The 23914-nt window shown below is 63.4% G+C and carries 24 protein-coding genes and 1 tRNA gene; 15 read left to right on the top strand and 10 right to left on the bottom strand.

Annotated features, from left to right (window positions below):
• Positions 1 to 29 precede the first annotated feature (29 nt).
• From V6W80_RS09760 to V6W80_RS09750, 3 genes are all read left to right on the top strand, one after another.
• Positions 30 to 293 carry a hypothetical protein gene (locus V6W80_RS09760; RefSeq protein ID WP_338546806.1) on the top strand — a complete coding sequence of 88 codons (264 nt, stop codon included), beginning with the start codon at positions 30 to 32 and terminating at the stop codon, positions 291 to 293.
• A gap of 268 nt (positions 294 to 561) precedes the next feature.
• Positions 562 to 1143, top strand: coding sequence for a hypothetical protein (locus V6W80_RS09755; RefSeq protein WP_338546805.1), 582 nt, complete (start codon positions 562 to 564; stop codon positions 1141 to 1143).
• Between the two features lie 395 nt (positions 1144 to 1538).
• A complete protein-coding gene (locus tag V6W80_RS09750) occupies positions 1539 to 1760 on the top strand; it encodes a hypothetical protein (RefSeq protein ID WP_143075217.1) in 222 nt (73 codons plus the stop codon).
• A gap of 447 nt (positions 1761 to 2207) precedes the next feature.
• On the opposite strand, the gene V6W80_RS09745 is transcribed toward V6W80_RS09750, so the two are convergent.
• A tRNA-Ser gene (locus V6W80_RS09745) sits at positions 2208 to 2295 on the bottom strand.
• Positions 2296 to 2422: 127 nt separating this feature from the next.
• On the opposite strand from V6W80_RS09745, the gene V6W80_RS09740 reads away from it, so the two are divergent.
• The 7 genes from V6W80_RS09740 to V6W80_RS09710 all read left to right on the top strand — a co-directional run bounded on the left by V6W80_RS09740 (position 2423) and on the right by V6W80_RS09710 (position 6554).
• The gene (locus V6W80_RS09740) at positions 2423 to 3091 is read left to right on the top strand and encodes a Bax inhibitor-1/YccA family protein (RefSeq protein ID WP_017641775.1); all 669 of its coding nucleotides are present in this window, start codon (positions 2423 to 2425) and stop codon (positions 3089 to 3091) included.
• A gap of 49 nt (positions 3092 to 3140) precedes the next feature.
• Positions 3141 to 3536 (top strand): sulfurtransferase complex subunit TusD, encoded by a 396-nt coding sequence (gene tusD, locus V6W80_RS09735; protein WP_257706173.1) that lies wholly within the window; start codon positions 3141 to 3143, stop codon positions 3534 to 3536.
• Position 3537: 1 nt separating this feature from the next.
• The gene (gene tusC, locus V6W80_RS09730) at positions 3538 to 3894 is read left to right on the top strand and encodes a sulfurtransferase complex subunit TusC (protein WP_257706174.1); all 357 of its coding nucleotides are present in this window, start codon (positions 3538 to 3540) and stop codon (positions 3892 to 3894) included.
• Positions 3891 to 4190, top strand: a complete 300-nt coding sequence (tusB, locus tag V6W80_RS09725) for a sulfurtransferase complex subunit TusB (protein ID WP_257706175.1) — start codon at positions 3891 to 3893, stop codon at positions 4188 to 4190. Before tusC ends, tusB begins: the two co-directional genes overlap by 4 nt.
• A gap of 2 nt (positions 4191 to 4192) precedes the next feature.
• A complete protein-coding gene (locus V6W80_RS09720; protein WP_257706176.1) occupies positions 4193 to 4507 on the top strand; it encodes a TusE/DsrC/DsvC family sulfur relay protein in 315 nt (104 codons plus the stop codon).
• The gene (locus V6W80_RS09715) at positions 4504 to 5487 is read left to right on the top strand and encodes a glycosyl transferase family protein (protein ID WP_338546803.1); all 984 of its coding nucleotides are present in this window, start codon (positions 4504 to 4506) and stop codon (positions 5485 to 5487) included. Before V6W80_RS09720 ends, V6W80_RS09715 begins: the two co-directional genes overlap by 4 nt.
• A 65-nt stretch (positions 5488 to 5552) precedes the next feature.
• Positions 5553 to 6554, top strand: a complete 1002-nt coding sequence (locus V6W80_RS09710) for a glutathione S-transferase family protein (protein WP_257706178.1) — start codon at positions 5553 to 5555, stop codon at positions 6552 to 6554.
• 3 nt (positions 6555 to 6557) lie between these two features.
• Here V6W80_RS09710 and cysG read toward each other — a convergent pair whose 3' ends face one another.
• Genes cysG through V6W80_RS09685 form a run of 5 tightly spaced genes read right to left on the bottom strand, consistent with a single transcriptional unit; the run spans position 6558 to position 13739 of the window.
• Positions 6558 to 7952: a siroheme synthase CysG gene (cysG, locus tag V6W80_RS09705; protein ID WP_064308041.1), complete on the bottom strand. Its 1395-nt coding sequence runs from the start codon at positions 7950 to 7952 to the stop codon at positions 6558 to 6560.
• A complete protein-coding gene (gene serS, locus V6W80_RS09700; RefSeq protein ID WP_017641767.1) occupies positions 7952 to 9229 on the bottom strand; it encodes a serine--tRNA ligase in 1278 nt (425 codons plus the stop codon). Before serS ends, cysG begins: the two co-directional genes overlap by 1 nt.
• 47 nt (positions 9230 to 9276) lie before the next feature.
• Positions 9277 to 10605: a replication-associated recombination protein A gene (locus V6W80_RS09695; RefSeq protein ID WP_257706179.1), complete on the bottom strand. Its 1329-nt coding sequence runs from the start codon at positions 10603 to 10605 to the stop codon at positions 9277 to 9279.
• 9 nt (positions 10606 to 10614) lie between these two features.
• Positions 10615 to 11238, bottom strand: a complete 624-nt coding sequence (lolA, locus tag V6W80_RS09690) for an outer membrane lipoprotein chaperone LolA (RefSeq protein WP_257706180.1) — start codon at positions 11236 to 11238, stop codon at positions 10615 to 10617.
• 17 nt (positions 11239 to 11255) lie between these two features.
• On the bottom strand, positions 11256 to 13739 hold the full coding sequence (locus tag V6W80_RS09685; protein WP_017641765.1) for a DNA translocase FtsK: 2484 nt from the start codon (positions 13737 to 13739) through the stop codon (positions 11256 to 11258).
• A gap of 255 nt (positions 13740 to 13994) precedes the next feature.
• Here V6W80_RS09685 and aat point away from each other — a divergent pair, with 255 nt between their 5' ends.
• From aat to infA, 3 genes are all read left to right on the top strand, one after another.
• The gene (gene aat / locus V6W80_RS09680) at positions 13995 to 14684 is read left to right on the top strand and encodes a leucyl/phenylalanyl-tRNA--protein transferase (protein WP_017641764.1); all 690 of its coding nucleotides are present in this window, start codon (positions 13995 to 13997) and stop codon (positions 14682 to 14684) included.
• Between the two features lie 35 nt (positions 14685 to 14719).
• Positions 14720 to 15427: an arginyltransferase gene (locus V6W80_RS09675; RefSeq protein ID WP_017641763.1), complete on the top strand. Its 708-nt coding sequence runs from the start codon at positions 14720 to 14722 to the stop codon at positions 15425 to 15427.
• Positions 15428 to 15521: 94 nt separating this feature from the next.
• Positions 15522 to 15740, top strand: a complete 219-nt coding sequence (infA, locus tag V6W80_RS09670) for a translation initiation factor IF-1 (RefSeq protein ID WP_002553999.1) — start codon at positions 15522 to 15524, stop codon at positions 15738 to 15740.
• 71 nt (positions 15741 to 15811) lie between these two features.
• Here the strand turns inward: infA and clpA are convergent, their stop codons facing one another.
• Both clpA and clpS read right to left on the bottom strand, forming a co-directional pair.
• Positions 15812 to 18082 carry an ATP-dependent Clp protease ATP-binding subunit ClpA gene (clpA, locus tag V6W80_RS09665; RefSeq protein ID WP_093248996.1) on the bottom strand — a complete coding sequence of 757 codons (2271 nt, stop codon included), beginning with the start codon at positions 18080 to 18082 and terminating at the stop codon, positions 15812 to 15814.
• A 48-nt stretch (positions 18083 to 18130) separates the two neighbouring features.
• Positions 18131 to 18487 (bottom strand): ATP-dependent Clp protease adapter ClpS, encoded by a 357-nt coding sequence (gene clpS / locus V6W80_RS09660; RefSeq protein ID WP_017641761.1) that lies wholly within the window; start codon positions 18485 to 18487, stop codon positions 18131 to 18133.
• A gap of 221 nt (positions 18488 to 18708) precedes the next feature.
• Between clpS and cspD the strand changes: the two genes are divergently transcribed.
• Positions 18709 to 18984: a cold shock domain-containing protein CspD gene (gene cspD / locus V6W80_RS09655; protein ID WP_093248999.1), complete on the top strand. Its 276-nt coding sequence runs from the start codon at positions 18709 to 18711 to the stop codon at positions 18982 to 18984.
• A gap of 2 nt (positions 18985 to 18986) precedes the next feature.
• On the opposite strand, the gene V6W80_RS09650 is transcribed toward cspD, so the two are convergent.
• Positions 18987 to 19307, bottom strand: coding sequence for a SelT/SelW/SelH family protein (locus V6W80_RS09650; protein ID WP_017641759.1), 321 nt, complete (start codon positions 19305 to 19307; stop codon positions 18987 to 18989).
• A gap of 71 nt (positions 19308 to 19378) precedes the next feature.
• Here V6W80_RS09650 and V6W80_RS09645 point away from each other — a divergent pair, with 71 nt between their 5' ends.
• On the top strand, positions 19379 to 21577 hold the full coding sequence (locus V6W80_RS09645) for a patatin-like phospholipase family protein (protein ID WP_338546795.1): 2199 nt from the start codon (positions 19379 to 19381) through the stop codon (positions 21575 to 21577).
• On the opposite strand, the gene V6W80_RS09640 is transcribed toward V6W80_RS09645, so the two are convergent.
• Entirely contained in the window at positions 21578 to 23785 is a 2208-nt protein-coding gene (locus V6W80_RS09640) for a FimV/HubP family polar landmark protein (RefSeq protein ID WP_338546794.1), read from the bottom strand. It lies immediately after the preceding gene.
• Between the last annotated feature and the right edge of the window lie 129 nt (positions 23786 to 23914).

Genomic DNA, 23914 nt, shown 5'->3' with positions numbered 1-23914 from the left:
CCCGCTGTCTCGACTTAGGAGCGCCTCCGATGAAATCACGGCTTACCGTAGCAACCCTGACCGTTTTGCTAAGCGTCCTCAGCACGGGCGTCGCGCTGGCCGAAAGCCCGCTGGAAAAGAGCGTCCGCCAGGACGACCGCGACGTGAGCGAGGACGCGCGCCACGACCGGAAGGAAATCGACAAGGGTGCGACCCATGCCGCTGACGAAGCCGACCGCACCGATACCCACCTGGACAAGGAACGCCACCGCGAAGACAAGAAGGCAGACAAGGAATACAAAAAGACGCTGTAACCCTCGCGGGCAGAGCCCAAGGACGGTCTTGTCCTCCAACTCTGCCCTTCCCTTCACGCCCCGACAGGCTGCGTGAATTTCAACCACTGAACGCAGGCAACCCTCTGGCCTGCCTATCCAACTGATGAGTGTGTCAGGGGCATCCGCCCGGCTGCAGAGCCTGGCAACCAACTCGCGACCCCCATAAATTTAGTGACCTGAATCACATTATTTTGGCATGACGAGTTTGATGGCTTAGCCTGCGCGCCTCTCGAAAAAGGAGTTTCGCATGAAGCCATCTCATCTCTTGTTCATCGCCTTCGCCACGCTGCAACTCGCCGGTTGCGCCATCGGCCAGAAGATCGACTACCGCCAGACCGCCCCGCAACTCAGCGTCAAGGCCGACAAGCCGGTTGCCGTCGCGGTACTCGATGAGCGTCCCTATGTAGTCGCCCAAGACAAGGATGCCACCTACGTCGGCAACATCCGCGGCCTCTACTACAATCCCTGGAGCGTCCGCACCTACAGCGGCAGCCCCCTTTCCGCCGACCTGCAGGACGCCGTGCAAAAGGCCCTGGCCCGCGCCGCCATAACCGCCATGCCCAGCCAGGCCAGCGACCGCGCGCCCCAGGGTCAGAAGCTGCTAGTGCTGAAACTGCGGGAATGGAAATCCGACGCCTACATGCGCGTCCGCTTCGACTATGACGTTATCACCCAGGTCCTCGACGACCAGGGCAAGGTGCTCGCCAGCGACGAGATCAAAGGCAGCGGCCCGACCAACAATGTCATCCTCTCGGGCACCCAGGTCCTGACCAACGCCATCGATGCACCGGCCATCGCTGCCGCCCTGGCCAAGGGCAACACGCCCTGATTGGGACGCCGCACCTCGGCATGAAAAAGCCCGCTTCGCGCGGGCTTTTTCATGCCCACAGGTGCTGGGGCAAGATACGCAGCAGAGCGAATCGCACGGCCATCGAGACGAGCGCCAAGGCCCACGAAAGATTTCAGCCGAGCTGCAGCGATCAGCGGCTAAAGCCTGTCGGAGCAGGAAGACCGGGGTACAAAGTAGTCAGACAGGATCGGGCTAAACCAGTATTCAACCGCCCCGAACGCAACGCTCAGGCTGTGGACTGCGACATCGCGCTGGGCGACGCCTTACCGTGGTTACGGGCCTTGGTTGATCGTGAGAAGCCAACGACCTCTGCACTTCTGCCGCCTGCAGTTGTCAGACCACCTCATTCGACGTGGCCCTGCCAGGCAAGCAACATGAATGCACCTGTGAAAGAACAGAAGGTGATCAATGCGATTGCCATAGGAACCTGCGTAGCAGCAATGGTCTTGCTGTTGAGCTTCGCTGAAGCCACAATCGCGGCCAATAGCTGGGTACCGCAGCCCAATACCGAAACTGAAAAGGATACTTCAGTTGCGCTATCAATTGACAAGGACAGTGACGCTCTTCGAGTCGAGGCCCCACGGCCGGCTAAATAGCGTCCCGCTTAAATCTGCACTCATTCGTCCGAGATCGCTCACCAGCGATCAGGGCCTACTGGCGCTTACCCTGGGTGCCATGTGTATTGGGCTGGCAACCATCTTCGTGGTGGCCATGGTAGCCTGCTGACGATGGTGCGTGACCAGGGTCGGTAGCTTCGGTGGGTAACCGATAGTTTGGCGATGCTTTGCACGCCCTGACTCAAGCCGTCCTGCCTGCTCATCTCACAAGGCAATTTCGAACGATCGCACTCAGCTCAGCCCTCGCTCTCGTGCGGGGCCTGGGTTGCCGCGATGCCCAACCTCATCGGAGCGAGTGCTATAGAAGGTCAGGCCTCGGCGCTGTTCCGAAAGAACTTTGGAACTCCTCCTTTTCACTCGCCCAACAGGTCTTGAAATTCGACCCTGCAGACAGCAAAAAGCCCCGTAGGAACGGGGCTTCGAAGATGGCGGAAGCGCAGAGATTCGAACTCTGGGACCCTTGCGAGTCGGCGGTTTTCAAGACCGCTGCCTTAAACCACTCGGCCACACTTCCGTAAGAGGGGCGCATAGTACCTGATGGCAACACACTGTCAAACACTCGCAAGCGATCCTTAAGCAACATTTGCTATCTTCGGGGTCGTACGGTACATCACACCGTTAAATTAGCTTTGGAGTACACCATGAACGAGCGTCAATACGCCTACAACCCTGCCATCGCGCAACCGCGGGACGTCAGCCGTGTATTGCGCAACACCTACGCCCTGCTGGCCATGACCCTGGCATTCAGTGGCTTGGTTGCCTTCGTCTCGCAGCAGATGCGGCTACCCTACCCCAACATCTTCGTGGTACTGATCGGCTTCTACGGCCTGTTCTTCCTGACCATGAAGACCCGTAACAGCGGCTGGGGGCTGGTCAGCACCTTCGCCTTGACTGGCTTCATGGGCTACACCCTGGGCCCGATCCTGAACATGTACCTGGGTCTGCCCAACGGCGGCAGCGTGATCGCTTCGGCTGCCGGCATGACCGCCCTGGCCTTCTTCGGTCTGTCGGCCTACGCGCTGATCAGTCGCAAGGACATGAGCTTTCTCGGTGGCTTCCTGATGGCGGGCTTCTGGATCCTGCTGGGCGCCGTGGTGCTGTCCTTCTTCGTCCAGATCAGTGGTCTGCAACTGGCCATCAGCGCGGGCTTCGTGCTGTTCGCCGCCGCGGCCATCCTGTTCCAGACCAGCGCCATCGTGCACGGTGGTGAAGACAACTACATCATGGCTACCATCACCCTGTACGTCTCGATCTACAATATGTTCATCAGCTTGCTGCAGATCTTTGGATTCGCCAGCAATAACGATTGATCATCGGCGGTAGCCCAAGAGGCCCGCTTCGGCGGGCCTTTTTACATCTATGAAATTTGCCATCGTTATCCTTTCCCCGCCCCAGGCGCCTTCGGCCCGTCGGGCCCTGCGCTTCTGTGAGGCACTGCTGGCCGGGGGTCATGAGCTGTCGCGACTTTTTCTCTATCGCGATGGCGTTCATAACGCCTCCTACGCCACCGTCAGTGGCCAGGACGAGTCGGATCTACCCGCGCGCTGGCGTGAGCTGATCGAACGTCACCAGATCGACGCCGTGGTCTGTATCGCCGCCGCCCTCAAACGTGGGCTGCTGGATGAAAACGAGGCACGGCGCTATGAACGTGAGGGCGCGGTGAACGTGCGGGCGCCCTGGCAGCTGTCCGGTCTGGGCCAACTGCATGAGGCGGTGCAGGACGCTGATCGCCTGCTCTGCTTTGGAGGCGACTAGCATGGCCAAGAACACCCTCGTCATCTCCCGCCAGCCCGCACTGAGCGGCCCCGGTCCGCGCGAGGCCCTGGATATCGTACTGGCCGGCGGTGCCTTCGAACTGCCCCTGGCGCTGCTGTTCGCCGGTCCTGGCGTGACCCAGTTGCTGACAGCCGACAGCGTTGCCTTGGAGCAGAAGGATCTGAGTGCCAATCTCTCCGCGCTGCCGTTGTTCGGTGTCGAGGCCATCTACGCCGAAGCCACCGCCCTGCAACGTCTGGGCATCACGCCCGAGCAGTTGCCCGCTTGGGTGACGCCACTGGAGCCCGAGGCCCTGGCAGGGCTGATCCACGACCATGACCAGGTGATTTCCATTTGACTACCCTGCACCTGTTTTCCCGCTCGCCGCTACTGGACGCCGGCGCGCTAGATGGGCTCGCCTGGGTGCGCGACGAGGACGCCGTCCTGCTGACGGGAGGCGCCGTCGAAGCGTTGCGCCCAGGCAGCGTCGCGGCAGCGCTGTTGATACAGCTTCCCGCCAAGACGACCCTCTATGCCTTGGCGGAAGACGTCCAGGCACGGTGCCTGCAACCCGAGCGCGCCGTGACCTTGATCGACTACCCCACTTTCGTCGACCTGAGCGTGAGCTGCGCCAAGGTCATCAGTTGGACCTGAGTATGGCCCCTCTCGACCTCGACCCCGAAGGCTACCTGCGTGATCTCTCCCAGTGGAATCCCGAGGTGGCCCAGTACCTGGCACTCAAGGAGGGCATCGAGCTGACCGATCGCCACTGGCAGGTGCTGCAGGCGCTACGCGACTTCTACGCCCAATTCCAGCTTTCGCCGGCCAACCGGCCACTGATCAAGTACATTGCCCAGACACTGGGCCCGGAACTGGGCACCAGCCTCCAGCTCAACCTGCTGTTCAAGGGCGCGCCAGCCAAGCTCGGCGCCAAACTGGCCGGCCTGCCGAAACCGGATAATTGCCTATGACCTTCACCACGCCCGAAGAGCATCCCTTCGCCGTCTATGTCCGGGCCCTGGGCAAGGGCAAGCGCGGCGCGCGCAGCCTGACCGAGGCCGAGGCGGAAGCGGCCATGGGCCTGATTCTCGACGGCCAGGTCACCGATGCGCAGCTCGGTGCCTTTCTCATGCTGCTGAGGCACAAGGAAGAAAGCGCCGAAGAGCTGGCCGGCTTTACCCGCGCCGTCAGGGCGCGGCTGCAGCCGCCAGGCTTCGCCGTCGACCTCGACTGGCCCTCCTACGCCGGCAAGAAGCGTCACCTGCCCTGGTACCTGCTGGCGGTGAAATGCCTGGCCGGCAGTGGCGTGCGGGTGGTCATGCATGGCGGCGGCACCCATACCGCGGGCCGACTCTATACCGAGCAATGCCTGACCGACCTGGGCATGCAGAGGGTCGATAGCTGGCAGGACGCCGGCACCCTGCTCGACCGAGGCCAGCCGGCCTTCCTACCCCTGGCGGCCTGGATGCCCGAACTGCAGCGGATGATCGATCTCAAGGCCGAGCTCGGCCTGCGCTCGCCGATCCACTCCCTGGTCCGGCTGCTCAATCCCAGCCAGGCGCGTTGCATCCTGCAGAGCATCTTCCACCCGGGTTACCAGGAGGTCCACCGCGAGGCCAGTCGCCTGCTGGGTAACGACAGCATCGTCATCAAGGGCGAAGGTGGCGAAGTCGAGCGCAATCCCGATGTCATCGCCCACCTCTATGGCACCCGTGGCGGTGAAGCCTGGGACGAAAGCTGGCCGGCGCTGACCGAGCGCCGCCAGGTCAAGCCGGAGCGCCTCGACCCGGCGTTGCTGGCCACCACTTGGCGCGGCGAGGCAGAAGACCCCTATGGCCGTCTGGCGGTCATCGCCACCCTGGCCGTGGCCCTCCGCGCCCTGGGTCAGGATCAAGTCAGCGCCCAAAGCGAAGCCGAACGCCGCTGGGAAGCGCGCGACCGCTCGCTCTGACGTCGCCTCAGGAACCCGGGGCGGCTCCCCGGGTTCCTAACCGCAACGCAGCGGAGGATGACGATATGGGCTTGTTGGTCGATGGACAGTGGCAGGACCGTTGGTACGACAATGGCAAGGATGGCCATTTCAAGCGAGAAGAGGCCCAGCGTCGTGACTGGATCGCTCGCATCGAGCAGGCCATTCCCGAAGGGGTCTCGCGCTACGCACCGGAGGCCGGTCGCTACCACCTCTATGTGTCCCTGGCCTGCCCCTGGGCTCACCGCACCCTGATCTACCGCAAGCTCAAGGGCCTCGAAGAGCTGATCGGCGTTTCAGTGGTCAGCTGGTTGATGCGCGAGGAAGGCTGGACCTTCGATACAGCCAAGGGCTCCAGTGGCGACGAGCTCTATCAGCTCGACCGCCTCTACCAGCTCTATCAACGCGACCAGGTCGATTACACCGGCCGGGTCACCGTACCGGTGCTCTGGGACCGCCAGGAAGAACGCATCGTCAGCAACGAATCCGCCGAGATCATCCGCATGTTCAATGGCGCCTTCGACGAGCTGACCGGCAATTGCCTGGATCTCTACCCCGAGGCCCTGCGCAGTCGCATCGACGCCCTCAACGACCGCATCTATCCGACGGTCAACAACGGCGTCTACCGAGCTGGCTTCGCCACCACCCAGGAGGCCTATGAAGAGGCCTTCGACGAGGTCTTCGCCACCCTGGACGACCTGGAAAAGCTGCTGCAGACCCAGCGCTATCTGACCGGCGAATGGCTGACCGAAGCCGATTGGCGCCTGTTCACCACCCTGATTCGCTTCGATGCCGTCTACCACGGTCACTTCAAGTGCAACCTGCGGCGCATTCGGGATTATCCGGCGCTACAGGGTTGGCTGCGCGAACTGTATCAGTGGCCGGGGATCGCCGAGACCGTCGACCTCCAGCACATCAAGCACCATTACTACAGCAGCCATACCCAGATCAATCCGACCGGCATCGTGCCCAAGGGACCGGCCCTGGAGCTGGATCTGCCCCCTGGCCGCGAGGCCCTGAGCAGTGCCGGCATCCAGGGCGCGGCTTGAGGATCAGACCGCCGTCTGGGCACCTTCGAACCAGGCCAGCTTCTCGCGCAGCGCCACAACCTCGCCGACGATCACCAGGGTCGGCGCATGCACCTCATGCTCTGCGACCAGCTGCGGCAGATCCTGCAAGGTACCGGTGAACACCCGCTGATTGAGCGTGGTGCCCTGCTGCACCAGCGCAGCCGGTGTGGCCGGGTCCTTGCCGTGGGCGATGAGTTGCTCGCAGATGGTCGGCAGCCCCACCAGTCCCATGTAGAACACCAGGGTCTGCCCCGGCGCCACCAGATCGGTCCAGGGCAGATCGGCCGAGCCGTCCTTGAGATGACCGGTGACGAAGCGTACCGACTGGGCATGGTCGCGGTGCGTCAGGGGAATGCCGGCATAGGCCGCACAGCCACTGGCCGCGGTGATGCCCGGCACCACTTGGAAAGGAATGCCTTCAGCCGCTAGCTCCTCGATCTCTTCGCCACCACGGCCGAAGATGAAGGGATCGCCGCCCTTGAGCCGCAGGACCCGCTTGCCTTCCTGGGCCAGCTTGACCAGCAGGCGATTGAGATCGTCCTGGGGCACCGCATGCTCGGCGCGGCGCTTGCCGACATAGATACGATCGGCGTCGCGCCGGCACATGTCGAGGATGGTCGGAGCTACCAGGCGGTCGTAGAGCACCACGTCGGCCTGCTGCATCAGCCGCAGGGCGCGGAAGGTCAGTAGATCCGGATCGCCGGGACCGGCGCCAACCAGATAGACCTCGCCGCGAAAGGTGGCCGTCTCGCTGGTCAGCTTGGCTTCCAGCAGTTGTTCGGCGGCCTGGGGCTGGCCGGAAAAGACCTTTTCCGCGACCTCGCCCTGGAACACTTCTTCCCAGAAGATGCGTCGCGCCTGCAGATCGGCGAAACGCGTCTTGACCCGGGCGCGGAAGCGCTGCGCCAGTTGCGCCAGCTGACCGTAGGTAGCGGGGATCCAGCTCTCCAGCTTGGCGCGCACCAGGCGGGCCAGCACCGGAGCATCGCCGCCACTGGAAATGGCGATCACCAGCGGCGAACGATCGACGATGGCCGGGAAGATCACGGTGCACAGTTTGGGCGCATCCACCACGTTGACCGGCAGGCCCAGGGCCTGGGCATCGTGGGACACCGCCTCGTTGACCGCGTCGTCATCGGTGGCCGCGATCACCAGGCAATGCCCGGCGAGCTGGTCCGCCGCATAGCGCTCGACCCGGCAACTACCGCCCCGCGCCTCGACGAAGGCACGTACCTCCGGCTCGATCTCCGGCGCCACCAGGGTGATGCGGGCACCGGCTTCGGCCAGCAGCACGCTCTTGCGCAGGGCGATGTCGCCCCCGCCGACCACCAGCACCGGACGGCCATCGAGCTTGTGGAAGAGCGGTAGGTAATCCATCAGCCGATGACCTCGAGGCCACCCATGTAGGGCTTGAGTACCTCGGGGACGCGGATGCTGCCGTCAGCCTGCTGATAGTTCTCCAGCACGGCGACCAGGGTACGACCCACGGCCAGGCCAGAGCCGTTGAGGGTGTGCACCAGCTCGGGCTTGCCCTCGGCGTTGCGGTAGCGGGCCTGCATGCGGCGCGCCTGGAAGTCACCGCAGTTGGAGCAGGACGAGATCTCGCGATACTTACCCTGGCTCGGCACCCAGACTTCCAGGTCGTAGGTCTTGGTGGCGCCGAAACCCATGTCGCCGGTGCACAGCGACAGCACCCGGTAGGGCAGCTCCAAGCGCTGCAGCACGGTCTCGGCGTGGCCGGTCAGTTCTTCCAGGGCCTGAAAGGAGGTACTCGGCTCGACGATATGGACCATCTCTACCTTGTCGAACTGGTGCTGGCGGATCATGCCGCGGGTGTCGCGACCCGAAGCCCCGGCTTCGCTGCGGAAGCAGGGGGTATGGGCGGTGAACTTCAGCGGCAGGCGCTTGGCGTCGAGGATCTGGCCAGCGACCAGGTTGGTCAGAGTGACCTCGGCGGTGGGGATCAGGTAGAGATCGCTCTCGCCTTCCCGGCCGATCTTGAACAGGTCTTCCTCGAACTTGGGCAGCTGACCGGTGCCCTGCAGGGTCTCGGCCTGCACCAGGTAGGGGGTATAGGTCTCTTCGTAGCCGTGCTCACCGGTGTGCAGGTTGAGCATGAATTGCGCCAGGGCACGGTGCAGACGGGCGATGGGACCGCGCATGACGGCGAAGCGAGCGCCGGAGAAGCGTGCGGCGGTCTCGAAGTCCAGCCAGCCGTGGGTCTCGCCCAGGGCGACGTGGTCCTTGATCTCGAAGTCGAAGTCGCGCGGGGTGCCCCAGCGCCGGACTTCGACGTTGTCGTCTTCATCCTTGCCGACCGGCACCGAGGCGTCGGGCAGGTTGGGCAGGCCCAACAGCAGGGCATCCAGCTCGCCCTGGACCAGATCCAGCTCACGCTTGGCTTCTTCCAGCTCACTGCCCATGCGATCGACTTCGGCCAGCAGCGGCGCGATGTCTTCACCGCGCGCCTTGGCCTGGCCGATGCCCTTGGAGCGGGCGTTGCGCTCGGCCTGCAGGGTCTCGGTGCGGGTCTGCACGGCCTTGCGACGAGCTTCCAACGACTCCACCAGGCTGACGTCGAGGACGTAGCCACGGGTCGCCAGGCGTGCGGCCACCTCCTCGGTTTGGGTGCGAACCAGTTTCGAATCAAGCATGTCCGTGTCTCTTGCTTAGGAATGGGGGCAGCCGCGCCGGCCAGGCGTCAGGAACGCGGCCGGCGCTGGCGCGGGCTGGACCGGTCGAGGTCCGCCAGGTGCTGCAGTTTATCGCGGATCTTCAGCTCCAGCCCACGGGGAACCGGCTCATAGTAACGGCGCGGCTCCAGCTCTTCGGGAAAGTAGTCCTCGCCCGCGGCATAGGCTTCCGGTTCATCGTGGGCATAGCGGTATTCGTCGCCGTAGCCGAGGTTCTTCATCAGCTTGGTCGGCGCATTGCGCAGGTGCAACGGCACCTCGCGCGAGCCGTTCTGGCGCACATCGGCCAAGGCGGCCTTGTAGCCCATATAGACGGCATTGCTCTTGGGCGCGCAGGCCAGATAGACAATCGCCTGGGCGATGGCAAGCTCGCCTTCCGGACTGCCCAGGCGCTCCTGGACATCCCAGGCGTCCAGGCAGAGGCTCAGGGCGCGGGGATCGGCATTGCCGATGTCTTCGCTGGCCATGCGCACCACCCGCCGGGCGATGTACAGCGCATCGCAGCCACCGTCGATCATCCGAGCGAACCAATAGAGAGCGCCATCAGGATTCGAGCCCCGCACCGACTTGTGCAGCGCGGATATCTGGTCATAGAAGGCCTCGCCGCCCTTGTCGAAACGCCGGCGCTGATCGCCGAGCAGACTCTGGAACAGCTCGGCATCCAGGACGCCACCGTCCTCGGCCAGGTCCGCGGCGTTCTCCAGCAGATTGAGCAGCCGCCGGCCATCGCCGTCGGCGGCCGCCAGCAGCAGCGCCAGGGCATCGTCGGGCAGGCTCAGGCGCCGATCGCCCAGGCCCTTGGCGCTGGTGAGGGCGCGCTGCGCAAGGCCGCCGAGCGCCTCGTCGTCCAGACTCTTGAGCACATAGACCCTGGCCCGCGACAGCAGCGCGTTGTTGAGCTCGAAGGAGGGATTCTCGGTGGTCGCCCCGATAAAGATCAGGGTGCCGTCTTCGACATAGGGCAGGAAGGCATCCTGCTGCGACTTGTTGAAGCGATGCACCTCGTCGACGAAGAGGATGGTGCGCCGGCGATACTGGGCAGCCTGCTGCTTGGCCACCTCCACCGCATGGCGGATCTCCTTAACCCCGGAAAGCACCGCCGAGAGCGTTTCGAAGTGGGCATCGGAAACCTGGGCCAGCAGCCGCGCCAGGGTGGTCTTGCCCACCCCGGGCGGCCCCCAGAAGATCATCGAATGCAGCGCACCCTGTTCCAGCGCCTCGCGCAGGGGCTTGCCCCGCGCCAGCAGGTGTTGCTGACCCGCGTATTCATCGAGGCTCGCGGGACGCATGCGGGCAGCCAAGGGCTGCCCGACGGGTGCGGTGCTGAAGAGATCCATGGGGTGCGATCACTCCTGGATGACGTCGGCTCCCTTGGGCACCTGGAAGGTGAACTGGGACGCGGCCACCGGCTCGTTGAGCTTGACGTTGAAGAAGAGGATGTTGGTTCTCTGACCGGCACCGTCGATCAACTGCATGTCGTTGATCACGCCATTGCGGAACGACAGCCGCAGGCTGTCGAACAGGGTGTCCTTGGTCTTGGGCTTGAGCACGAAGTCGACGACGTTGCCGGCGTCCTTGCTGGTGACGTCGAAGCTGCTTTCGATCTTGGAGATGTCACCCGACAGCAGCAGCGCCGGAGTCTGGGTCAGGCGCAGGTCCAGCTTGCGGATGGTGACCTGCTCCAGGTCCGGGTCGTACAGCCAGACCTGCTTGCCGTCGGACACCAACAGTTGCTCCTGGGGCGCATCGGAATGCCAGCGGAACAGCCCGGGACGCTTGAGGCTCATGTTGCCGGCGGTTTCCTGCAGCCGGGTACCCGAACCATCCAGGGTCAGCTGCGAGAAACGCGCGGTCAGGGTCTGGGCCTTGTCCAGCAGTTGCGACAGGCGACCCACCGACGCCTGGTCGGCATGGACGGAAAAGCTTACAGCGGCCAAGGCGGCCAAGGCGAAGCAACGCAGCTTGTGCATCGAAGTCCTCATGGATGTCAGTCTCTCACCGGAGCAGGCGCTGTGACCTCGCGCGAACCGTTGGTGTTCATGGGCGATACGACACCGGCCATTTCCATGGTTTCGATCATCCGTGCCGCCCGGTTGTAACCGATCTTGAGCTTGCGCTGAACCGCGGAGATGGACGCCCGCCGGCTCTCGGTGACGAAACGCACCGCTTCGTCATAGAGCGGATCGTCCTCGTCGCTCTCCCCGCCTTCGCCGCCACCACCGTCGAAGCCCGCACCACCGCCCTCGTCCGGGCCGCTGAGGATGTCTTCGATGTAGTCGGGTGCGCCCCGCTCCTTCCAGGCCTCGACCACGCGATGGACCTCGTCGTCGGACACGAAGGCGCCATGGACCCGGATCGGCAGACCGGTACCCGGCGGCAGATAGAGCATGTCGCCGTGACCGAGCAGCTGTTCGGCGCCGCCCTGGTCGAGAATGGTCCGGGAGTCGATCTTGCTCGACACCTGGAAGGCCATCCGCGTGGGGATGTTGGCCTTGATCAGACCGGTGATGACGTCCACCGAGGGGCGCTGGGTGGCCAGGATCAAGTGGATACCGGCCGCTCGCGCCTTCTGCGCGATCCGCGCGATCAGCTCTTCGACCTTCTTGCCGACGATCATCATCATGTCGGCGAATTCGTCCACCACCACGACGATGGTCGGCAGTGTCTTCAGCAGCGGCGCCTCGTCGTCCATGCTCTCGCGACGATAGAGCGGATCGGTCAGCGGCGTACCCGCTTCCTCGGCGTCTTTCACCTTACGGTTGAAGCCGGCCAGGTTACGCACGCCCATGGCCGCCATCAGCTTGTAGCGCCGCTCCATCTCCGCCACGCTCCAGCGCAGGGCGTTGGCGGCTTCCTTCATGTCGGTCACGACCGGGCAGAGCAGGTGTGGAATGCCCTCGTAGATCGAGAGTTCCAGCATCTTGGGGTCGATCATGATCAGGCGCGCGTCTTCCGGACTCGACTTGAACAGGATCGACAGCAGCATGGCGTTCACGCCCACCGACTTACCGGAGCCGGTGGTACCGGCCACCAGCAGGTGTGGCATCTTGGCCAGGTCGGTGATGACCGGCTTGCCACCGATGTCATGACCCAGGGCCAGGGTGACGGGCGACTTGGCCGCCGCGTACTCGGGCGACTCGAGCACTTCGGAGAAACGCACCATCTGGCGATCTTCGTTGGGAATCTCGATACCCACGGTGGTCTTGCCGGGAATGACCTCCACCACCCGCACACTGAACACGGCCAGCGAACGCGCCAGGTCCTTGGCCAGGTTGGAAATACGACTGACCTTGACGCCGGCCGCCGGCTGAATCTCGAAACGGGTGATCACCGGACCGGGATGGACGCTCTCCACGATCACCTCGACGCCGAACTCCTTGAGCTTGACCTCGAGCAGGCGCGACATGTTCTCGAGGAATTCCGGCGAATAGCTCTGCTGTTTCTTCTCGGCGCGATCCAGGATCGACAGCGGCGGCAGCGTACCTTCCAGATCCGCGTCGACCCGGACCACGGCAGCCGCCGGCGAATAGGGCGCGGGGGCCGGTGCTGGCACCGTCTTGCGTGGCGGCGGCGTGGGCGCGGCGACATTGGCAGGCGCTGGGACAGGCGCGGCAGCCACAGGCGCGGACTCGGGTGCTTCGGCGACAAAGCGACTGGCCGCGGGCATCTCGATGCGCGGCGCGGCGCGCTCCACCCGTGGGGGCGGTGCGATGTCGAGCAGGTCATCCAGGTCTTCGTCGGCGACCGGAACCGGCACTTCGCGGGCCTTGCTCTTGCGCGCAACCGGCGGCGACACCGGCTCGTCGAAGGTGTCCAGCTCCGGGGCCTGACGGCGACCGCCGGCCAGGCGGCTGAAGCCACCCTGCACCAGATCCAAGAGATCCAGCACCACCTTGCCGGTGAAATCCATCACCTTGAACCAGGACAGATCGGTAAAGACCGTCAGTCCCAGCAGGAAGAGCGCGAGGAACAGCAGCGTACTGCCCTGGACATTCAGGGCGGCGACCGACAGCTGCCCGAGGCTCTCGCCCAGGGCACCGCCCGCCGATGCCGGCAGGGCGGACACGGCATGGAAATGAATGTAAGCGAGCACCGAACCCGAGATCACCAGCAGCACCAGGCCGGTCAGGCGCCAGGAAAATAGCCAGCCGCTCCACTCCCAGGGCAGATGCCGCTTACGGAAGATCTGCCAGGTCTTGACGGCGAGCAGGACGGGAAACACGAAGGCGAAATAGCCGAGTGCCATGAAGAGCACATCGGCCAGCCAGGCGCCGGCGCGGCCAGCGGTGTTATGGACCTGGTCGATGCGACTGGTGTGGGTCCAGCCCGGATCGGAAGGGTCGTAGCTCAGCAGAGCCATGAGTAGATACAGGCACAAGGCGGCCAGTGCGATGAGCACCACCTCCTTGAGACGATAATGCAGATGCTCACGCCATTGGTTGACGTGGCTGACAGAACTGGATTGCTTCAAGCGCGCTTTTCCCGCACACGGAACGTGTGACCGTGAATCAAAAACAGTGCGCCATTCTAGATCGTCCGGGCCCTGGTTCTACAGTCCCGCAACGAAACATGGCACGATAGCGGACGGTCGTACCGGAACCGCCTTCAGGCACAACATTGGAGCATTCTTTCGTTGTCCTGACAAAGAGTTATGACGATTTCTTGAGCTTGTTACGCACAAGCTCATACCCTCAGCTTCCTGTATCAGAAGGCGCCCTCCCCTACCATGGTGAAATGGCTGACCCGCGAAAGCCCTGACTTCCCGCCCCTGCAGCAGGCGTTGCGCGAACCCAACGGCCTGCTGGCGATCGGCGGCGACCTGAGCGCGGCGCGTCTGGTCAATGCCTATCGTCACGGCTGCTTTCCCTGGTATCAAGCTGGCCAACCCTTACTCTGGTGGTCGCCGGATCCCCGTACGGTGCTCTTCCCGCCGGACCTGCATGTCTCCCGCAGTCTGGCGAAGACCCTGCGCAAGACCCCACTACGCGTCACCTACGACCAGGCCTTCGCTCAGGTGATCCTGGCCTGCGCCGGTCCGCGACGCGATGCCGACGGCACCTGGATCACCGCGGAAATGCGCCAGGCCTACCAGGAATTGCATGCCCAAGGCTGGGCCCATTCCGTGGAGGTTTGGGACGGCGATCAGCTCGTCGGCGGGCTCTATGGCATCGCCATGGGCAAGCTATTCTTTGGCGAGTCCATGTTCAGCCATGTCGACAACGCCTCCAAGATCGGCTTCGTGACCCTGGTACGGGATCTGGCGGCCTGGGGCTTCGTGATGATCGACTGCCAGATGCAAACCGCACATTTGCAGAGCCTGGGCGCGAGCAGCCTGTCACGGGAACGCTTTGCCGATTACCTGGCCAAATACCTGGATCAGGCCAGCATGGCCGCCTGGCCTACCTCCTGCGGGTGACTTACACTCAGGCCAGGCTTATGTAGAGATTCGACATGACCGAGCTGGCGAGACTCAAGTTTTACGCAACCCAGCCTCACGCTTGCAGTTACCTGCCCAACGAGCAGGCGACCACGCTGTTTCTCGACCCCTCGCAGCCCATGAACGGTCAGATCTACGCCGAGCTGTCCGAGCTGGGCTTTCGCCGCAGCGGCGATCATCTCTACCGCCCCCACTGCCAGCTCTGCAAAGCCTGCGTTCCCGCGCGCATTCCCGTCGCTCGTTTCCGCCCTAGCCGGAAGCAGAGTCGAGTGCTCAAGCGCAACCTCGACATCAAGGTCACCCGCTGCGACCCGGGCTTTACCGAGGAGCGTTACCAGCTGTACGCCCGCTACATCAGCGAACGCCACGCCGACGGTGACATGTTCCCGCCGAGTCGAGGCCAGTTCTCCACCTTCCTGGTCAGCCATCTGCCCTACGCCTTCTTCTACGAGATGCGCGTCGAGGACCGCCTGATCGGTCTTGCCGTCACCGACGTGCTGCCCAATGGCATGTCGGCGGTCTATACCTTCTACGACCCCAGCGAAGAAAAGCGCAGCCTGGGCGTGTTCGGCATCCTCTGGCAGATCGCCGAAACCCGCCGCCTGGGGCTGAATGCGGTTTATCTCGGCTATTGGATCAAAGGGTGTCGCAAGATGTCCTATAAGACCGAGTATCGCCCCATAGAGCTCTTCGTCAACCAACGCTGGGTCGCCCTGGCCTGATGAAATAGCGCTTTTTCTGAATTTCTGTCAGAATATGGGCCTTTTTCGCCCGGACTGCTCTGGGCCTATCTTGTCACCGAGGGCTTTTCTATATATGTCGAAAGAAGACAGCTTCGAAATGGAAGGTACTGTCGTCGACACCCTTCCCAACACCATGTTTCGCGTGGAGTTGGAAAATGGGCACGTCGTCACCGCGCACATCTCCGGAAAGATGCGTAAGAACTACATCCGCATCCTGACGGGCGACAAGGTTCGCGTGGAACTGACGCCTTACGATCTGAGCAAGGGCCGGATCACCTACCGCGCGCGCTAAGCGGATCCTTTCATGAAAAAGCCCGGCTATGCCGGGCTTTTTCATGAGCGATTGTAAATCGCGACCTGCCCTCAGGCAGGTTCGGCCGTGGTCTCGAACTCGAATTCCAGCTCGTCGTCCACCGCATCGATATGAACGATGCCGCCATGGTCAGCCAGTTCCCCGAACAGGATCTGCTCGGCCAGCGGCCGCTTGATCTTGTCCTGGATGAGCCGCGCCATGGGACGAGCGCCCATCTGCACGTCATAACCCCGTTCCGCCAGCCAGCCACGGGCAGCATCGCTGACTTCGAGCTGTACACGCTTGTCTTCGAGTTGCGCCTGGAGTTCGGTGAGGAACTTGTCGACGATGCTCTTTATGACTTCGGTGCTCAGGCGGCCAAATTGGATGATGGTATCCAGACGGTTGCGGAACTCCGGCGTGAAGCTCTTCTTGATGACTTCCATGGCATCGGTGGTGTGATCCTGCAGCGTGAAGCCAATGGACGCGCGTGAAGCGGTTTCGGCACCAGCGTTGGTGGTCAGGATCAGGATCACATTGCGGAAGTCGGCTTTACGGCCATTGTTGTCCGTCAGGGTGCCATGGTCCATGACCTGCAGCAGCAGGTTGAACACTTCCGGGTGAGCCTTCTCGATCTCGTCGAGCAGGAGCACGCAGTGCGGGGTCTTGGTGATGGCCTCGGTCAGCAGACCGCCCTGATCGAAACCGACATAACCGGGAGGCGCGCCGATGAGACGGGACACGGTATGCCGCTCCATGTACTCGGACATGTCGAAGCGTACCAGCTCCACACCCATGGCCTTGGCCAGCTGCCGCGCCACCTCGGTCTTGCCGACACCCGTAGGCCCGGCGAAGAGGAAGGAGCCGACCGGCTTGTCCGGCGATTTCAGACCGGCACGAGACAGCTTGATGGCGGTGGACAGGGATTCGATGGCCAGATCCTGACCGAAGACGGTCAGCTTGAGATCGCGCTCCAGGTTACGCAGCAGTTCCTTGTCGGAGCTGTTGACGGTCTTGGGGGGAATCCGTGCGATCTTGGCGACGATGTCCTCGACCTGCTGGACATCGATGCGCTCGGCACGCCGGTCTTCGGGCTGCAGGCGCTGGTAAGCACCGGCTTCGTCGATGACATCGATGGCCTTGTCGGGCATGTGCCTGTCGTTGATGTAGCGCGCGGCCAACTCGGCTGCTGCGCGCAGCGCCTCGTCGGTGTACTCGATGTGGTGGTGCTGTTCGAAGCGCCCCTTGAGGCCACGGAGGATGCCGTAGGTGTCATCCACCGACGGCTCGACGACATCGACCTTCTGGAAGCGCCGCGCCAGTGCCCGGTCCTTCTCGAAGATGCCGCGGAATTCCTGGAAGGTGGTCGAGCCGATGCAGCGGATCTCACCGGAGGACAGCAGCGGCTTGAGCAGGTTGGAGGCGTCCATCACCCCACCCGAGGCAGCCCCGGCACCGATGATGGTGTGGATCTCGTCGATGAAGAGCACCGCATGGGGGCGCTTCTTCAGTTCCGCCAGCAATGCCTTAAATCTCTTTTCGAAATCGCCGCGGTACTTGGTACCCGCCAGCAGGGCGCCAAGATCCAGGGAATAGACCACGCTGTCGGCCAGCAGGTCAGGCACCTGGCCATCGACGATGCGCTTGGCCAGGCCTTCGGCTATGGCGGTCTTGCCGACGCCTGCCTCACCCACCAGCAAGGGATTGTTCTTGCGACGACGGGCCAGGATCTGAGCGACGCGCTCGACTTCCTGCTCGCGACCGACCAGCGGATCGATACGACCCTGACGGGCCTGCTCGTTGAGATTGCTGGCATAGGCTTCGAGCGGATTGTTGGAGGAGCTGGGCTCAGCACCCTCCTCCTCGCCCGCATCCTGGTCCTGCTCGGCTTCGGGCGCAGCGCCGGGGACCTTAGAAATACCGTGGGCGATGAAGTTGACGACGTCGATCCGGGCCACGCTTTGCTGCTTGAGCAGAAACACCGCCTGGCTTTCCTGCTCACTGAAGATCGCCACCAGCACATTGGCGCCGGTCACTTCGCGCTTGCCCGAACTCTGCACATGGAAAACTGCGCGTTGCAGAACGCGTTGGAAGCCCAGCGTCGGCTGGGTCTCGCGCTCGTCATCCTGCTGTGGGATCAGGGGCGTGGTGGAATCTATGAATTCCAACAGATCGCGGCGCAGGCGATCGATGTTGGCGCCGCAGGCTCTCAACACGGTGGCGGCCGCTTCGTTATCCAACAGCGCCAGCAGGAGGTGCTCAACGGTCATGAATTCATGACGCTTCGTCCTCGCCTCCTTGAAGGCGAGATTCAGGGTGACTTCGAGCTCACGATTCAACATAGCTTCACCTCATAGCCCAAGCAGCACAGTAGCCCAAGCAGCACAGATCTAACTTTCGATTTCGATTTCACACAACAGCGGGTGGTTGCACTCCCTCGCATATTGATTGACTTGCATGGCCTTGGTTTCAGCGACATCGCGAGTAAATGTTCCGCAGACCGCCTTTCCCTGGGTATGTACGGTAAGCATCACTTGGGTAGCGGCCTCGCGGTTCATGCTGAAATAGCTCTCCAGCACCTCTACGACGAACTCCATGGGGGTGTAGTCATCGTTATACATCAGAACGCGATATCTGGCTGGCCGTTTTAGCGCAGGTTTTGCCTCCTGCACCGCCAGGCCACCGTTGTCGCCGTCCTGATGTTGGTTGTCGTCCGCCGCCAGTCGGATGGGGTCGATTACACGCATTCTGATCGATTCCGAATTACGGGATGAATAGCAGGAAAAAAAGAGCTTGATCCACGTCTCAGCCGCCTAGTGCCTCGCCTTGACTAAGGCTGAAAGGGTGTTACAAACATCCTGTACCGACGAGGTACCAAGGGTTCCGTTGTAGTGGCGTCTGTGTGGATTCACTGGAACTGTAGTCGAATGATACTCCAGGCTTGGAGTCCTTTGCAGAGGGAGCCGGTATGCTCAGTGGCAAGGTCAAATGGTTCAACAACGCCAAAGGATATGGCTTCATCGTTGCAGATAACAGTGATGAAGACCTATTCGCTCATTACTCGGCCATTCAGATGGACGGTTACCGCACACTGAAGGCGGGCCAGGCGGTCAACTTCAATATCGTTCAGGGCCCCAAGGGCCTGCACGCCGTCGAGATACGCGCGGCCGAAGTGAGCGCACCTGCCGCTGCGCCGGCCACCAACGCTCTCGATGTACGGGACACGGTCAGTACGGAAGCCTGATCTCACGCCCCTTCGGGGGCGCCATCTCCCCCGTCGCGCCGCTGTCCTTCGCCGTGACCCAGATCGCGTTCCGGAAACATCAGGTCCCTGACCCGGTTCTTCAGCGTTCTGGCGTCGGGAAAGCCGCCGTCTCTCTTGCGCTCCCAGAGCACCTCCCCGCCACAGGCGATCTCAAAGACGCCACCGGTTCCCGGTAGCAGCGTAACCCCACCCAGATCGGTACCGAAGGTGCTGAGCAGTTCCTGAGCCAGCCAGCCCGAGCGCAACAACCATTGGCACTGGGTACAGTAGTGGATGGTGATGAAGGGTTTGGCGTCCGCCACGATACACCTCGCAAGGCCTGGGCTCCCTATAATACGCAGCCCCCGATCCTGTCCGCCATGTGGTCCATCCTATGCGCCCGTTGCTGCTGGTTGCCTGCCTTCTGCTGTCCACTCTGGCCTGGAGCGCGCCGCCGACCAAGGTCGGACTGGTGCTATCCGGCGGTGCCGCGCGGGGACTGGCGCATATCGGCGTGCTCAAAGCCCTGGAAGAACAGGGCATTCAGGTGGATGCCATCGCTGGCACCAGCATGGGTGCGGTGATCGGCGGACTCTATGCCGCCGGCTACAGCGCCGAGGAGCTGGAACGCATCGCCCTGGAAATGGACTGGGGCCAGGTGCTCTCCGACCAGCCACCGCGCAAGGACGTGCCCTTTCGCCGCAAGCAGGACGACCGGGATTTCCTGATCAAGCAGAAGCTCAGCTTTCGTGACGACGGCACCCTGGGCCTGCCCATCGGCGTGATCCAGGGGCAGAACCTGGGGATGATGCTGGAAAAGCTGTTCGTGCATACCAGTGACACCCGGGATTTCAATCAGCTGGCTATCCCCTTTCGCGCCGTGGCCACGGATATCACCAGCGGCGAGAAGGTGGTCTTCGACCATGGCCACCTGCCCCGGGCCATTCGCGCCAGCATGTCGATTCCGGCGGTATTCGCTCCGGTGGAGATCGACGGCCGCCTGCTGGTGGATGGCGGCATGGTCGACAACATTCCCATCGATGTCGCCCGTGACATGGGTGCGCAACGAGTGGTCGTCGTGGACATCGGCACTCCCCTGCTCAAGCGCAAGGACCTGACCACGGTACTCGACGTGCTCAATCAATCCACCACCCTGATGACCCGCAACAATTCCCAGGCGCAGCTGGCGACGCTGGGCAAGCAGGACCTGCTGATCCAGCCGCCGCTGGCCAGCTATACCAGCGCCGACTTCAGCGAGGTCGAGGCACTGATCGATGCAGGCTATCGGGCGACCATGGCCATGGCGGGCGAACTGGCGGTGCTGCGCAAGGACGCGCACGGCGAACGCTCCACGGCGGTCGCGGCCGCGCGCACACCCAGCAGCCGCACCCCGGTCATCGACGCGATCCGCATCGAGAACGACTCCAAGGTCGAGGACGAGGTCATCCGGCACTATATCCGTCAGCGACTGGGCGAGCCGCTTAATGTCGAGCGCCTGCAGGACGACATGAGCACCCTCTACGGCCTGGACTATTTCGATCAGGTGGAATACCGCATCCGCCGAGACGGCCCCGGCGACAACGTGCTGGTGATCTATGCCCGCGGCAAGCGCAGCGGCACCGACTTCCTGCGACTGGGCCTGAATCTGTCGGACGACCTGCGGGGTGACAGCACCTTCAACTTCGGTGCCAGCTATCGCGTCAACGGCCTCAATCGCCTGGGCGGCGAATGGCTGACGCGGGTGCAGATCGGCGATCATCAGGAGCTCTACAGCGAGTTCTACCAGCCGCTGGACGTCGGTTCCCGCTACTTCATCGCGCCCTACGTCGGCGGCGAGGCCCGCAACATCGAACAGCTGGAACGCAACGACCCCGTCGCCGAATATCGGCGCGAACGCTATGGCTTCGGTCTGAACCTGGGTCGGCAGATCGGCAACAAGGCCGAGGTACGGCTGGGTATCGGCCACGACTGGGGCAGTACCAAGGTGCATGTCGGACCGCGCGATACGCCGGAGGAATCCTTCACCGAAAGCTTCTACGAATTGCGCTATTCCCTGGACGATCTGGACGACGTGAACTTCCCGCGTGAGGGCCAGGACCTGGCACTGACACTCAAGCAATTCGATCCAAGCCTGGGCTCGGATTCGCGCTACCGCCAACTGGATCTGCACCTGAACAAGGCGCTCAGCTACGGCTACAACACCTTGGTGCTGGGTGGCGGTCTAGGGCGGACGCTGTCGACCGACAGCGACACCAATGTGGTGACCAGCAGCTTCCTGCTGGGTGGCGCCTGGCAACTTTCCGGCTATCGGCAGGACGCCCTGTCCGGCCAGAACTACGGTCTGGCGCGGCTGATCTACTACCACCAGCTCACCCAGAGATCGCTGTTTCCGCTGGACACCCCGGTCTATCTGGGCGGCAGCCTGGAAAGGGGACGGATCTGGAATCGGGATGACGACTACGACAGCGGCAACATCAGCGCGGCCAGCCTGTTCCTCGGACTGGACACGCCCCTGGGACCGCTCAAGTTCACCTATGGTCTGAGCGACCAGGGCCAGCACGCCTTCTACATCAACCTGGGCAACAGCTTCTGATCAGGCGATCCGGGAGAGCAGGATCTCGGCCCGTTCGCGCTGGCTGTCACTGCCTTCGCTGACGATTTCCTGCAACAGCGAGGTGGCGTGCTGGACGTCACCCTGGTCGAGACAGGCCTCGGCCTCGGCAAACCGCCGGGCGATGGTATCGGCCATGAAGTGCTCATCGAGACTCAGGTCCAGTTCCATGACCGCAGGCAGCTCACCGAGTCCCTCGGGGAAATCGTCCTCCAGGGTGACTTCCAGGGCGTCGGCCTGCTTCCAGCCGGAATCGGCGTCCAGCTCTTCGGTCAGGGCAATGGCTTCATCCAGACTCAGATCCGCCAGATCCAGATCATAGTGCTCCTCGGTCACCGGCGCGGGTACCGCCGGCTCGGCGAACTGCAATTCCGCCGACCATTCGCTGGCCGGCGCATCGAAGGCTGGCAGGTCGAGGTCCAGATCGTCCTCTAGCAGGGGCTCCACCGGATCGGCGGACATCCCGGGAAACTGGGCATGCAGGACCGCCAGACTCGCCGCCACGCCTCCCAGCGCCAGAAAACGCTGTTCGTGCTCCCTGAATGCCGGAGCCTCGCCCAGGGTGGCCAGCACCCGGAGCAGCAGCAGCCGCAGATCCTGGCGCCGATCATCTTCGGCCAGGCCGCTTTCCAGCACTTCCCGCGCCTGGCCGTAGCGGCCATAGGCGATGTAGATCTCCGCACGACCGGCATGATCGTCGACCGGCGCCGGGCTGGCAGCGACGGCTGTGGGCTTGGCCTTCGACTTGGCGATCACCGGCTGAGTAGCGGCCAGCACAGGCTCAGGCAAGGGCTCGACCATTTCGACACTTTCGACGTCACCCGCGTCGTCGAAGACGACGTCTTCCGCCTGCCGCCGGCGCCACCAGAGCACACCGGCGAGGGCCAGCAGGGCCGCGCCACCCGCTAACAACAGCGAGCGCAGTGACAACAGACCTTCGTCGGTGCTGCCCGCGGTAGGACTGGAGGCGACGGGCGCCGCCTGAGCGGCAGGGCTTTCCGGTGCCGGCGTCGCGGGTACGGGCGTCGGCGTGGCCAGGGCCACCGAACGCGCCTGCTTCAATTGTTGCTGCAGACCTTCACGGTCCTGCTGGAGCTGCTCGATCATCACCTCTTTCTGTGCCAGCAATGCGTCGTAACGCTCCTGCAGCTGGGTCAGCTGACCTTCCAGGTCGCCAACCTGACGCCCGAGGTCCTGCGTCACCAGCAGGGGCTTGGTGTCTTCGGCAGAGCTTCCGGCCGGCTGCGGCGCCGCTACTGGAGGCGCCACTGATTCCGGTGCCGGTGCCGGCGCAGCGACGGGTGCTGCGGCCGGTGCTGGCGCAGCAGGTGCAGGTGCCGGTGCCAGGGCGGGCGCCGTGGCGACTGGTGCGGCGGGTACCGGGCTGGGTGCGGGCGGCGTGGTCCTGGCGACTGCCGGCTGCCGCGGCGCAGGTTCGCTGACACCCACGGGCAGGCGCAGGCGCTGACCGGCCTTGAGTCGTCCGGGATCATTGTTGGCGAAGGACGCCGGATTGAGGGCGAACAGATCGGCCATGAGCTGCTCGGCCGATCGATTGGCCATTGGCCCCAGGCGCTTGGCGATGCTCCAGAGGGTATCCCTGGGACGCGTCTGGTAAACGCCCTCCCCAGCGGCTAGGTCTGGCGAGGGCGCCAGCCCCTGGCGCGGTGCAGATACGGTTTGGCGGACCACCGGCTCGGCGGCCGGGGCAGCGGCGCGAGCGGACGCCGCCTGGACGCGCGCCGGGGCGGTACTGGCGACGCTGGTGGGCGTGCCACCACTGCGCGGTGGATCCACCAGCAGGGTGAATTCGCGCAGCTGCTTGCCACCCGGCTGCTCGAGCTGAACGATGAAGCCCAGATAGGGCTCGACCAGTGAGCGGCGGGAGGTCACTTCGACATAGCTGCCCGCCGCCGTGCGCAGGTGCGGAGTGAACTTCAGATCGTCGAGGAACTGAGTGCGATCCACACCGGCTTGGGCGAACGCCTCGTTCGCCGCCAGGTGGATGCGGAAGTCCCCGGCATCGGCATCGCCGAGGTTGACCAGCTCGATCCGTGCACGCAGGGGTTCGTTGAGAGCTGACTGCAGGGTGATGCCCCCAAGGCCGAGCGCGAGCGCCGCTTGAGGAAGAGTGGTCAGCGCAGCGGCCGACAGGATGACAAAGGCAAGGGGACGGCGTTTCGCGACCATGGATACCGCTGCGTCAGGTATTCGAAGAAACCGGTGTTTTAGCGCGGTGGCTCACAAAAATCGCCTCCGCCACGCTGGAACGTAGCATCGATACCGACAGACGGCAAACCGATGACCAGCAGCGCGAAA

This window comes from Pseudomonas benzopyrenica, from assembly GCF_036884265.1.
In the GTDB taxonomy this organism is placed as follows: Bacteria; Pseudomonadota; Gammaproteobacteria; order Pseudomonadales; family Pseudomonadaceae; genus Chryseomonas; species Chryseomonas benzopyrenica.
This window is presented reverse-complemented; position numbering and strand designations above follow the sequence as displayed.